Raw genomic sequence first — 12,643 nt, 5'->3', positions numbered from 1 at the left:
AAAATAAAAATTTGATTACTGGCTTGGATCACATCCCTTGAGTGGTTAAGCATGACTCAATGTTAACCTAATAGCCAAGCCATCACCTGTTGACCAAGGCAAGTACCATTGAGGCGATCGATCTCGCGAACACCGGTGGGGCTGGTCACATTCACCTCCGTTAAATAGCCACCAATGACATCAATCCCCACAAAGTAGAGACCATCACGCTGCAGGGCAGGGGCTAAGGTTTGACAAATCTGGCGATCGCGCTCTGTAATTTCGACGGCGGCCACCCGTCCCCCCGTGGCCATATTGCCGCGAAATTCATCCCCTGTGGGAATCCGATTCACAGCACCAATGGGTTCCCCATTGAGGAGAATGATCCGTTTGTCCCCCTCCTTGGCCGCGGGTAGATACTCCTGCACCATCACGGGGAGTTGTCCGCGTTGGGTACTAATTTCAATCATTGAATTGAGGTTGCGATCGCCCGCCTGCAAAAAGAGAATCCCTTCCCCCGCTTTGCCCCCTAAGGGCTTGAGCACCGCCATGCCCTGCTGCTGCACAAATTCACGAATGCGCTGCTTATCCCCTGTCACAATGGTTTGGGGAATGACACTCGGAAATTGCAGGGCATACATCTTTTCATTGGCATGGCGTAACCCCGCTGGGGAGTTGAGGACAAGGGTGGTTTGTGGATCAACTAAATCGAGACAGTACGTGGCGTAGAGGTAAGCAGTATTCACGGGGGGATCTTTGCGCATCCACACCGCTCGAAAAGTATTGAGGGGTCGCCATTCGACTGCGCCCGTCTGAAACCAAGGTTGGGGAATCTGCCACTGGCCAGCCACTAGTTGCACGGGCGATAACTGAATCGGGGTAACTGCCGCCCATACTTGACCTTCGCGGATCAGCAGTTGGGAAATTTCCGTTACCCACACCTGTGCGCCTGCCGCTTGCGCTGCTTCCATCAAGGCCACACTGGTATCGTGGCCAGGGTCAAGGCTGGCGATCGGGTCAATAATAAAGGCAATATCCACCGTCATTAAGCTGCCGCTTGCAACAGGGCGTCCAGTTTTCCTTGTGCCTCTAGGGCATAGAGATCATCGCAGCCACCAATGTGTTCGTTGTTAATAAAGATTTGCGGGAGCGATCGCCGGCCATGGGCACGTTGAGCCATTGCTGCACGGGCAGCTTCGTCGCCATCAATGACGTACTCGGTAAATTTCACCCCTTTGCGCGTCAGCAATTGCTTTGCCCGAATACAAAAAGGACAACGAGACCACGTATAGATTTCGACGTTGGCCACAGCGATGACACCTCGTTACAAAAATTCACTTTGGTTCCAGCCTAGCAAAAAGGGGGAAGAGACGCACTCCCTTCCCCTTGCGTCCTACAACTCCCTATAAGTAATTGGGATCTTGAACATTGCGGATCTTGCAGGCTTCAGCAATCCCGTACTGGGGTCGAATAAAGCGATCCATCTGCGCCACAAAGAAGCGGCGGTTTGCCATTAGGTGCTCGGGATTCGGATCATCCAAAGGATAGTAGAAGGCGGCACGGGTTGCTTGCAAAACGGCAGAGGTCACCGTGTACATAGAGTGCTGGAAGGCAATCCCCAACTGCACCAAAATATCATCCTCACCGCGACAGTGCTGGTGGAAGTAATCCTTCAGGTATTGGGGAAGGAAGTGATACATGTCTTGGTGGAGCAACGTGGGTGGAATCCCCGCCGTCCCCACAGGGAATTTATCCGCAAAGAGGATGCCATAGTGGAAGTCCACCTGATCAGTAGGCACCTGATTGGCTTGGGCATTGTAGGACTTGGTGCCGCGGAAGGGCGCCGTGCGGTAAAAGACCGCTTCCACATAGGGGAAGGCCGCTTCATAGAGCCACATAAAGCCCTTTTCCTTGGGCACAAGGACATGCACCTCGTCATCAATATAGACATGGTGGTAAATGGGGCGACCGGCGATCGCAAAAATCCCATTGACCAAGAAGTTCATGGCATCCTTGACGCTGGTAATGCTGCCCTCGTCGTAGCGATCGCTAATCTCAAAGAAGACGGGTGCCATCACTTCCCAAAATAGCCCCAGCACGTTCATGTACGTGGCTTGGCGAGCCTGCTCCAAGAAGAGGTCGGGAAAGAGCTTGTATAGCCCGAGCATCAGCGGGTTGCGTTTGAAGTAGGCGCGAATGGCCTTATCGGCGGCGGCTTTGTACTCCTCAGAGTCAAGGTAAATGTCTAGCTCACCCCCCATGCGGTGCCACATCATGGCTCGCGCCAAATCTTCGGAAAACTCCATATTGATGCGATCGTGCCAAAGGTGGTGCAGCAGGCGAGGCATCTTCCCGATTTCCCCTTTCTCGATGAAGGCCATCAGTTCGGGGTGGGCATGGGCGGGACCGCGCCAAATCCGCAGATCCGCTGTATCGCCGGCGTAGTGGTTGGGCAGATCAAAGTATTCCTTGGTCGGGAAATATTTGAAAAAGGGGAAGGGATTAATAAAGACCCGCTCGCCGAGGTAGAGCAAATCCCGCCAGTAGAAGTCCATCGGAATCGAATAGGCTTTGTACATGCCGATGATCTTCATCAGGTTCACTGGCGTGTCGGGAATGAGGGCCCCCCCCGCCTCGAGGCGGTAAATAATATCGGCTAGGGGGTGATCCAGCGGGGGCAGTTTTGCCGAACTGGGGCGCTCGATCGCTTGAACCATTGGGATACTCTCCTAACTATTGGGGTAAACTGGCCACAATTTCAGTTGCACTCGGTATTGCCGCAACAATCTGGGCACTAGTGGTTTCACTCCAACGCACCAGCCACGTGGGCTGCACGCCCAAGAATAGAATCAACAGGGTCAGGACAATCGCGGGCATTTTTTCTGACCAAACCACTCGGGGGTAGTAGGCCGTCGCATTGTCAAGGCGGCCAAAACAGGTGCGATTAATCAAAATCACAAAGTAAACGGCTGTCAAACCAGTCCCAACAACCGCAATCAGGGTGGGAATTGGGAACGTGCCGTAGCTGCCTTGGAAGATGAGAAATTCAGCCACAAAGCCCACCAGTCCGGGGATACCGGCACTGGCCATGCCGCCCAAGATCAAGAGGGCACTGGTCGTGGGTAGACCGCGCAGCGGATTGAGCAAACCATTGAGCACATTCAGTTCACGGGTGCCCACTTTGGCTTCAATGACACCCACTAAATAGAACAGCAGCGCCAGAATCAAGCCGTGGCTAATCATTTGGGCGATCGCCCCCACCATGCTGAGGTGGGTATGGGCTGCTGCCGCTAGCAGGACATAGCTCATGTGGCCAATCGAACTGTAGGCCACCATCCGTTTAATATCCTTTTGGGCAATGGCTGCAAGGGCACCATAGGTAATCCCCACCGCCGCCATGATCGCAAAGAGGCTAGAAAACTGCCCCCAAGCCTCTGGAAAATAGCCTAGGGCAAAACGCACCAAGCCATAGGTCCCCAGCTTCGCCAGTACCCCCCCAAGGAGAATCGCTGTCGGGGTTGAAGCTTCCACATAGGCATCGGGCAACCAACTGTGGAGGGGCACCAAGGGCATTTTGATGCCAAAGCCCAAGATCAACAGCAACAGCAGAATGCCTTGGGTCGTGGGTGCCAATCCGCCAATCTGAATATCTTGATAATCAAAGCTAGGAGCATGGGTGAGCCAGCCCATCCCCAAAAAGGCAGCAAGGACAAGAATGCCCGAAACTGCGGTATAGATGAGGAACTTAATGGCGGCCTGTTCGCGGCGTTGCCCACCCCAGATCAAAATCAACAGGTAAAAGGGAACCAACTCAAGTTCGTAGAAAAGAACGAACAGGAGCAGATTTTGGGCGGCCAGAGCACCGGTAACCCCTGCATTGGCGAGGAGGACAAGGGCATAAAAGAGGCGATGGGCACTTTTTTCACCTGTGAACACGACCACAAGGGTCAAGAACGTCCCCAAGACAATCAGCGGTAGGGACAACCCATCCACACCAAGGGAATAGTTCAATCCCAAGGGCGACAGCCACGGCACAAATTCCCTAAATTGGAGTGCGGTCTGCTGGACATCAAACTGCGTCAGCATCCAGAGGGACAGGGCAAAGGTGACACCGGCGCTAACCAAAGCAACCGAACGCAGCGATCGCTCCGGGAGCAGCGGCATCAGCAGCGCACCGATAACGGGCAAAACAATTAACAGCGTCAGCATAGGGCAAGAACCTCAAGGAATGGAGCACTAAGCCAGCAGTGGCCAACAAATGGCAATCACCAGAATGGCGACCCCCATCAAGATGGTGAGGATATAAGCTTGGGATTGACCTGTTGTACTGTACTTCAGGCGATCGCCCCCTAGGAGCGTCACCACGCCAAAGGCATTACCAGTGCCATCCACAAACGTGCGATCAAACCAAGCGGTAATGCGGGAAATCATATCCACTGCTCCCACCACTGTGGCCCTGTAGAGCTTCGGCGTATAGAAATCGTAGGCCAGCAGATCCTGTACCGACGGTAGGGGAAACTGCACCGGTTTGGGAATTGCTTTGCCGAGATAGACCCATGCGGCTGCACCCCAGCCTAAAAGAGCAGTTACGGTCAGGGCAACGGCGGTGGTCAACGAAGGATGGGTCCAAATCACCCAATCAAAGCGCCACATGAGAATAGGCAAGTGCAGCACCAGCCCCAGATCAACGGTCATCGGCAAAATCATCGGCCAAAAGACCTCGGGCGATCGCGCCGTCATCGGTTTGACTTCACCGCCCCAAATCAGACAGAACGTGCGACCTAGACTAAAGGCAGCAAACGTATTTACCAGCAGCAGCACAACCCCGACCCAAGGCAGTCGGGCAAAGGCGGTATCCAGCAATTCCGCCTGGGGCAAAAAGCCCGCCAAGGGAGGCAAGGCCAGTAGTCCTGCTGAACCAACGAGGAACGAGATGCCAGAAATGGGGCGCCGTGACCACAGCCCACCTAGCAGGCGCAAATCTTGAGTAATGCTATTCCAGATAATGGCACCAATACTCATCATTAACAGTGCCATTGCCACTCCATAGGTAAGGATAAAGACAAAGGCTAAGCCCGGCTCCTTAAGACCGACAGCAATAAATACCCAGCCCATATAGGCGCTAACCAAATAGGACAGAGCACGCTTAATATCCACTTGGGCAATGGCAATCAGAGTTCCCCCCAAGGCGGTGACACTGCCAATCACCAGCAGAGCCGTCAGAGCCACAGGCGAAAGAGTCAGGACGGGCGTTAGCTTCACCAGTACCCACGCCCCCGTAGCCACAACAATGGCATTCCGGAGAATCGAAGCGGGAATCGGGCCTTCCATCGCTTCATCCAACCACAGGTGCAGCGGAAACTGGGCACATTTCCCCATTGGTCCTGCAATCAAAGCCAGACAAATCAGCGTAATCAGCGTGGGATTCACCTGAGCCGTAGCTGCCCAAGCCGCTAAATCGTCGTAGTTCCAAGAGCCAGCAAGGGGATAAATCCCCAACACCCCCATCAGGAGCACCAAGTCTCCCACCCGCTTGGTGAGGAAGGCATCGCGGGCACCAGTCACCACCAAAGGCTGGTTAAACCAAAGGCCAATGAGCAAATAGGTGGCAAGGGTGAGAATTTCTAGGACAACGTAGTTAAAGAAGAGGGAGTCAAGGAGCACAAGCGCTGCCATCCCCCCTTCAAAGAGCGCCAACAGGGCATAGAACCGCGCCCAGCCCCAATCCATCTCCATGTAGCCGATGGCAAAAACCTGAGCCATGAGGTTCAAGCCCGTGATCAGCATGAGGGCGGTGGTGGTCAAAATCGAAATCTCGACGGGAATGTCAAAGTGCAGACCCGCCACATCCAGCCACGTCCAATGTAAATACTGCGGCGGTTGGTTGGCGATCGCTACCGTGGCCAACAGTGCATGAACAAAGGAGAAAAACGTGAGCAAGATATTCAAATAGCCCGCTGGACGAGGTCCGGTTTTCCGAGTAATCCCCGGTGACCAAATCAAGGACAGCACCATTCCCGCCAGCGAGTAGAGGGGAACGAGCCATACTGTGTCCGCAAATGATTGCAACATAAACCCCGCTTATGCCTATGGACAAGACTAATTAGATTTAATCTTATCTATGAACGGTACTGCACTTCACAGGGTCAAGAATAAAGTTGCATCAATATCCCTTATTGCCTAGATAAAAGGCAACTATGAAGGATTGAGCATCCTTTAGGATAGGTATAAAAGCCTAGGGGCTAATCTGAAAGGTCACCCGTGCCGTGTAGCCCACATAGCAAAAGTTACCTTCACCCCAATCGTGTTCAGAATCTAGATCTAGCTCGACACGCACTTGACTTTGACGCGGATAGTTTTCAGGAATTGGGATCACCTGATCATCCCCTGGATTGAGGCGACCCAAGCCAGAGCGAATGTTGGTGACTGTGCCCTGAAGCACTTTTCCTTTGCCCCCATAGAGTTCAATTTTTGCCCGAGTGCCCGGATGGATTAGCCGCAGCGATTGTTCATCCACAAACACATCGATCCAACGCCGCTGACAATCTAGCAACTGCAAAATCTGATCTCCTTTACCGAGAAACATCCCCGGCCGCGCATCCACTCGCCAAACATAGCCGGCAAGGGGAGCTTTCACCTTCACCACTTTTCGCTGAGCAACCTCGCGCTGGGCTTGGGCAACCTGTTGTTGTTGAGCTGCGATTTCTCGTTTCAGCCCTTGGACAATTGCTTGCTGTTCCCCAATCTGAATTTGTAACTCTTGAAGTCGTAGGCGGGGGTCATAGTTGCTGCGGGTGTTGCGCAGGGTCAGTCCCAATTCAGCAGCGCGAGCATCGGCCTGAAGAGCCTCTACCTTGCGAGCCGCAGCCTCCATTTCCCGTTGGCGAGCAGCCACTTGGGCTTGGCTCTGCTGTAATTCCGTCAGGGCAGCATCTGCTTGGGCTTGGGGAACGGCTCCCTGCTGCGCCAACTGACTAAAGCGGCCGTAGTTAATTTTTGCTAATTGATAGCGTGCCTTGGCATCAGCCAGATTTGCTCTAGCAGCCCCCAATTCCGCTTGGGCAGCCGCCACTTGGCGATGGGTTTGTTCCACCTCAAGGAGTTGTTGATTGCGGTTATCCCCTTGGGCAGAAGCAAGGAGTCCCTGCAACTGAGCCAGTTTTGCCTGAGCCGCTTCTAGTTCGCCGCGCCGCCGTTCCAGCCATTTTTCAACTTCCTTGAGATTGCCCTGACTAAGGTAGTCATTTTTTAGGAGGGCTAAGGGAGCGTCTGTGGGTTCGATAAACTCGCCCACCCGTGCCTTGAGTTCCTCTAGGGTTCCTTCTTCAGGGGTACGTACGTTCACAATGACGCCATTAATGACTGCGTCACGACTGCGAACGGTTGTTAAATGCCGATAGAGAAAGATTCCCGCAAAGGCAAGGATGCCACACCCAGCTGCGAGTACTAACAGATTGGCAAGGAGCGATCGCCGCAGCTTCAGTTGCTGGGTAAAAGGGGAGATTGGGTTACTGGTGTGCTCATGAATGACTGTGATATTTTGGGGATGCTGAAAGTTGTTTTTCACGGCCAGTCCTAGAATGTAAGTAACTAACAGTATCAGACATTAGTAATCAGCGGTAAATTAATTTTTGAAAACAGGGAACTCAACCAAAACACTAAAGTTTTACTACCTGAAAACAGGGCTTTACTCGTTGCTTATCCTGAGCAATTCCTGATCAGTACAGATAACAATTGATTGAAAACTATCTATAGTCTAATCAAACCATAAGTAGTGAGGGAAGTTATCCGTAGATACCCTGAAATTTTGCTTTGTGTTCGCTCATCACCATGAAAAATTTTTTAACTTTACTAAGATAGAGATGGACAGATTGTAATTTCCTGCCCCGATGCATTAGTTATCTAAACCATTGCCCATATCTCTCTAATGACTCAGTTCTCAGACACTGACAAGCAAGCATGGCTGATTGTCCGCTCCCAAGGCACGGTGATCGGTAAATATCACCTCGCAGGCAAAGCTTTCTGGAAAATTGGTCGTGCTAGTGACTGTGACATTATTATCCATGACCCGTTTATTTCACGGCACCAGGCAACCATTGAACTACGCCCGCGGGGCAACGCCCTAGTGTACCTGATCCGTGACAACAATAGTCGCAATGGCACATTAATTAACGGTACACCCCTGTCGGAGGAGCGAGTGCTACACCATGGGGACATTATTATGATGGGGGATACGGATCTCACGTTTCGCTATACCAGTCCGACCCCATCAGTCACGCCGAATGTGTTGCAGCGCTCTTGAGAACCAACGTGTCACCCCTCGATGAATTTCTGTGGGCGATTTTAGGACTCCTCCTAACCGTGGCCGGAACCTTTATGGAGGCGGCGATCGCCATCCCCAACCTCCTCAATGAGGAGGGGCAATTTGTTTTACCGAGTTCATGGGCAGCGGTTCCAGTGTACTCCTTACCCGTGTCCTACCAAGTAGCAGCGGTTCTCTTGGTCGGCTGTATGGGGGGACGGCAAGCCGCAGTTCTCTCACAGGTGGCCTATTTGATTCTGGGTCTCAGCGGGTTTCAGGTTTTTTCCCAAGGCGGGGGTCTGGACTATTGGCGTGAACCGACATTTGGTTACCTGTTGGGTTTTGTGCCGGGGGCTTGGGTCTGTGGTTGGCTGGCCTTTCGCCCCCACAAGCAAGTGAGTTTAGAATGGCTGGCCTTGAGTGGCCTAGCGGGACTGGTGCTCATTCATGTCTGCGGTGCTTTCTACCTCGGTGGTCTGGCTCTTGCAGGGCAGTTGAGTCAACCTTTGGTGGAGCTACTAGAGCAGTATTCGCTTTTTGCCTTGCCGGGGCAGTTGGTGATTGTCTGCTTGGTGGCAGCGGTGGCGCGGGTGCTGCGCCTGATTTTGCTGTATTAAATCTAAACCCTTAAAACTTGCCTTCAATTAAACCTTCGGCCTCAAGGGCGATCGCCTGCAGGCGGTCTAAGATCTGCGGATCAGCTGCTTGCCACAATTGACGTTGGGCTGCTTCGAGGAGCCGCTCGGCCATGTCCCGCAGGGCCCAAGGGTTATGCTGGGCAACAAAAGCTTGCATTTGCGCATCGAGCAAATAGGTCTGAGCGATGCCCGTAAACACATAGTCGGGTACACAGCGAGCCGTGGCGGCATAGCCAAAGAGATAATCCACTGTGGCGGCCATTTCAAAAGCACCTTTGTAGCCATGGCGCTGTATCCCTGCTAGCCATTTGGGATTAATCACGCGGGAGCGATAGACTCGCAGCAGTTCCTCTTGGAGCGTGCGAATTTTCGGCTGCTCTGGTCGGGAGTGATCACCAAAGTAAACCGTGGGCTGCTGCCCCGATCGCGATCGCACGGCAACGGTCAAGCCCCCCTGAAACTGGTAATAATCATCGGAGTCCAACAGGTCATGCTCACGGTTGTCTTGATTTTGCAGCACCACTTGCAGTTGACTCAGCCGCTGCTCTAGGGCTTCGGCAGCATTGTGACTGTGGGCTTCCCCGGTGTAGGCATAGCTACTCCAGTGGATGTAGGCACGGGCGAGATCCGCATCCCCATGCCAGTTTTGCGCTTCGATGAGTCCTTGCAGCCCAGCGCCGTAGGCACCGGGTTTGGAACCAAAGATGCGAAAGCGTGCCCGTTGTTGAGCTTGTTTCAAGGAGAGACCCTGCTGTTGCCAATAGGCCGTTTCTTTAGCCACTTGGGCAGCCAACGGATTTTGATCGGCGGGTTCATCCAACTGGCTCACCCGCTGTACCGCTTCATCAAAAAGAGCAATCAGGTTGGGAAAGGCATCGCGGAAAAAGCCAGAAATCCGCAGCATCACATCCACACGTGGTCGTCCCAACAGTGACAGGGGAATTACCTCCAGATCCACGACCCGTCGTGAAGCGCCCTCCCAGACAGGTCGCACGCCTAAGAGGGCAAGGGCTTGGGCAATATCATCGCCCCCCGTGCGCATCGTCGCGGTGCCCCATACCGAGAGACCCAGGGTACGGGGAAATTCTCCCTGCTCTTGACAATAGCGTTCAATGAGTGCTGCCGCCGATCGCTCTGCCAATGCCCAAGCAGCCTCCGTAGGCACCGCACGCAAATCCACCCCATAGAAATTCCGACCGGTGGGTAAGACATCAGGACGACCGCGACTGGGAGCACCGGCAGCCCCACTGGGGACATAGCCGCCATTTAAGCCATGGAGAAAGTGGTCAATTTCTTGGCGCGTCTGTTGCAGGGCAGGGTAGAGCACCGTACGCATCCAATGCAGTACCTGCCGCGTGGCAGACCCACAGGGGAGATCGGGGGTGCCCTTCAGTAAACCCTCCACCAGTTTTGCTGCGGCTTCCTCAAGAGCGTTTTGCCACTCGCCAACGGAACGATATCCGCGTACAGGACTCGGATCGGTTGGGTTAGCGGTCAGGGGGTCTAAATCAACCCCTTGATCCTTTGCTAAGGCACGAGTGAGACCTATGTGTTGGCAACTGGGAGTGCGGGCGATCGCCACCATCAGATCTCGCAGTTGCTGTCCTTGGGGGCATTGGCCAAGAATGTGCAGGCCATCACGAATCTGGGCATCCCGCAGATCGCAGAGGTAGCCATCGGTGCGCGCCAGCCACGCCGTCCAGGTTTCCTCAGGATTCGGCGCACCAATTTCTTGATCCAGATCCAGTTCTTTGACGAGGGTTTCAATCTGCTGCCGCAGCACACTCAAGCGAGGGCGATCGAACTGCTCAGCAGCGTAGTATTCCTCAATGTAGTGGCTAAGGGTCTCTAGGCCGCCGTACAGCTCAGCACGGGTGAGGGGCGGTGTCAGGTGATCCAAAATCACGGCTTGGGCACGGCGTTTCGCTTGGGCACCTTCGCCAGGGTCATTGACAATAAAAGGGTAAAAGTGGGGCACAGAGCCAAGGGCAACTTCGGGGAAACAGGTGGCACTGAGGGCAATCCCTTTGCCGGGGAGCCATTCTAGATTGCCGTGCTTGCCCACATGGACAATGGCATCCGCCCCAAAGATATGGCGTAGCCAAAAGTAAAAGGCGAGATACTCTGGGGTGGGTTCCAAATCGGGAGCATGATAGTTCAAACTGGGGTCGCGATCGTAGCCCCGACTGGGTTGAACGCCAACAAAAATATTGCCCCAACAGTCACCGGCAATGGGTAGATCGGTGGTGGGCGATCGCCAGCGTTGGTTAATCGCCTCCTGTACTGCCTTTGGCAATTCCTGAACATAGCGCTGGTAGGCCTCAAGGGGGAGGGTGTAGCGGGGCAGCCGCCACTGATTGCCTTCGGGATCATTGGTGCGGTAGCGGCTGAGGTGCTGAATCAGGGCATCGCCATCCTTGGGCAGAGGCTCAGTACCCAGATTATAGCCAGCCGCCTGAAGTGCCTTGAGCAGTTCCACGGTACTGGTGGGGGTATCGAGACCGACGCCATTGGCAAGGCGACCATCGCGGCAGGGGTAATTGGCCAAAATCAGGGCGATGCGGCGCTCATGGGGGGCTTTGCGGCGGAGTTTCAGCCAGTTGGCTGCTAGATCGCTGACCCAGTGCAGGCGATCGCCCGCCGCGGCGTAGGTGGTCACCGTTGTTTCCACGTCGGGTTGAATTTGCGCCACCGCCTTAAAGGACACCGCACGGGTAATGATGCGCCCATCTACCTCCGGCAAAACCACGTGCATGGCAAGGTCGCGGGGCGTCAGCCCTTGGGGATGTTCTTGCCAAGTTCCGTAGGTGCTACTGCTGAGAATCACTTGTAAAACTGGGACATCCAACTGCTGCCAAAAATTGACCTCGTTGGGCTTGGCGATCGCGAACCCCGTGGTATTGAGAATCAGTTCCACCCTACCCTGCCATGCCGCCAGCAGTTCCCGTTGAATTTCCGGGTCTTGCAGCGAGGAGACAAACACGGGGACAGGTGCCAGCTGCCGCTGCATCAAGGCCTGAGCGAGGGCATCAATGACCGCAGTATTGCCCGCCAAGTAATGGGCACGGTAAAAGAGAATTCCCACCTGCGGCCAATCGGTGGCTACGTTCCCTTGAATGGGATAGGTGCCCCAGCGGGGAATCCTTTGGGGGGGTGGCGGGGCTTGACCCCAACTGCAACCGTAGTGGCCAATGAACTCTAGGGCACGCTGAATATTTTCCTGTCCTCCCTCGCAGAAGTATTGCCAGAGGCGATTCACCTGTGGCAGCGGCCAACTAGACAAACTCATGAGTTCTAGATCGGGGCGATCGTCCCCCGGCAGCAAGATCAACTGCCCCCTGCGATCGTTGACCATTTGCTGCGCCACCTCGAGGCCATAGCTCCAATAGCCCCGTCCCCCCAAGAGGCGAATCACAACAACATCGGCCTTGGCTAGGACGCGATCGCCATAGTCATCAATGGCTGCTGCCGCTTGTAAATGAAGCAGGTTTGCTAGTCGTAGATCTGGAAAGTCCTTGGGCAGTTGACTGTACGCTTGAGCTAGAAGGGCAATGTCTGTATCGGCTGCCGTTAAGATAACAATAGGGGCACTGCTTTGCTGTAGAAATGCAACATTTTCGTTATCTGTGGCAACAGTCGGATTACTTAATGTAAGGATTCGATGCATCTTCTGGTCGAGATTATTAAAGAAACCCGTGGGCTTTTCCTATCCTTCGCTGTGAAC

At 54.0% G+C, this 12,643-nt stretch carries 9 protein-coding genes; 2 read left to right on the top strand and 7 right to left on the bottom strand.

Annotated features, from left to right (window positions below; translation table 11 throughout):
* Positions 1-62: 62 nt before the first annotated feature.
* From gshB to NBE99_RS10775, 6 genes are all read right to left on the bottom strand, one after another.
* On the bottom strand, positions 63-1,019 hold the full coding sequence (gene gshB / locus NBE99_RS10800; protein WP_250683721.1) for a glutathione synthase: 957 nt from the start codon (positions 1,017-1,019) through the stop codon (positions 63-65).
* A gap of 5 nt (positions 1,020-1,024) precedes the next feature.
* The gene (gene grxC, locus NBE99_RS10795) at positions 1,025-1,288 is read right to left on the bottom strand and encodes a glutaredoxin 3 (RefSeq protein WP_250682073.1); all 264 of its coding nucleotides are present in this window, start codon (positions 1,286-1,288) and stop codon (positions 1,025-1,027) included.
* Positions 1,289-1,382: 94 nt separating this feature from the next.
* Positions 1,383-2,696: a CO2 hydration protein gene (locus NBE99_RS10790; protein WP_250682072.1), complete on the bottom strand. Its 1,314-nt coding sequence runs from the start codon at positions 2,694-2,696 to the stop codon at positions 1,383-1,385.
* 16 nt (positions 2,697-2,712) lie between these two features.
* A complete protein-coding gene (locus NBE99_RS10785) occupies positions 2,713-4,188 on the bottom strand; it encodes an NADH-quinone oxidoreductase subunit M (RefSeq protein ID WP_250682071.1) in 1,476 nt (491 codons plus the stop codon).
* 27 nt (positions 4,189-4,215) lie between these two features.
* On the bottom strand, positions 4,216-6,051 hold the full coding sequence (locus NBE99_RS10780) for an NAD(P)H-quinone oxidoreductase subunit F (protein ID WP_250682070.1): 1,836 nt from the start codon (positions 6,049-6,051) through the stop codon (positions 4,216-4,218).
* Positions 6,052-6,214: 163 nt separating this feature from the next.
* Positions 6,215-7,546 carry an HlyD family secretion protein gene (locus NBE99_RS10775; protein WP_250682069.1) on the bottom strand — a complete coding sequence of 444 codons (1,332 nt, stop codon included), beginning with the start codon at positions 7,544-7,546 and terminating at the stop codon, positions 6,215-6,217.
* Between the two features lie 360 nt (positions 7,547-7,906).
* On the opposite strand from NBE99_RS10775, the gene NBE99_RS10770 reads away from it, so the two are divergent.
* Both NBE99_RS10770 and NBE99_RS10765 read left to right on the top strand, forming a co-directional pair.
* A complete protein-coding gene (locus NBE99_RS10770; RefSeq protein ID WP_250682068.1) occupies positions 7,907-8,281 on the top strand; it encodes an FHA domain-containing protein in 375 nt (124 codons plus the stop codon).
* Between the two features lie 8 nt (positions 8,282-8,289).
* Entirely contained in the window at positions 8,290-8,898 is a 609-nt protein-coding gene (locus tag NBE99_RS10765; protein WP_250682067.1) for a biotin transporter BioY, read from the top strand.
* A gap of 10 nt (positions 8,899-8,908) precedes the next feature.
* Here the strand turns inward: NBE99_RS10765 and cobN are convergent, their stop codons facing one another.
* A complete protein-coding gene (gene cobN, locus NBE99_RS10760) occupies positions 8,909-12,586 on the bottom strand; it encodes a cobaltochelatase subunit CobN (RefSeq protein WP_250682066.1) in 3,678 nt (1,225 codons plus the stop codon).
* Positions 12,587-12,643: the final 57 nt, after the last annotated feature.

The organism is Thermosynechococcus sp. HN-54 (assembly GCF_023650955.1).
Classification (GTDB): Bacteria; Cyanobacteriota; Cyanobacteriia; order Thermosynechococcales; family Thermosynechococcaceae; genus Thermosynechococcus.
Note: the sequence above shows the minus strand (reverse complement) of the source record. Positions and strands in the feature narration are given on the sequence as shown.

Coding starts and splice junctions, on each gene's coding strand:
- NBE99_RS10790 (WP_250682072.1), bottom strand. CDS start 2,696: ATGGTTCAAGCGATCGAGCGCCCCAGTTCGGCAAAACTGCCCCCGCTG.
- NBE99_RS10785 (WP_250682071.1), bottom strand. CDS start 4,188: ATGCTGACGCTGTTAATTGTTTTGCCCGTTATCGGTGCGCTGCTGATG.
- NBE99_RS10780 (WP_250682070.1), bottom strand. CDS start 6,051: ATGTTGCAATCATTTGCGGACACAGTATGGCTCGTTCCCCTCTACTCG.
- NBE99_RS10770 (WP_250682068.1), top strand. CDS start 7,907: ATGACTCAGTTCTCAGACACTGACAAGCAAGCATGGCTGATTGTCCGC.
- cobN (WP_250682066.1), bottom strand. CDS start 12,586: ATGCATCGAATCCTTACATTAAGTAATCCGACTGTTGCCACAGATAAC.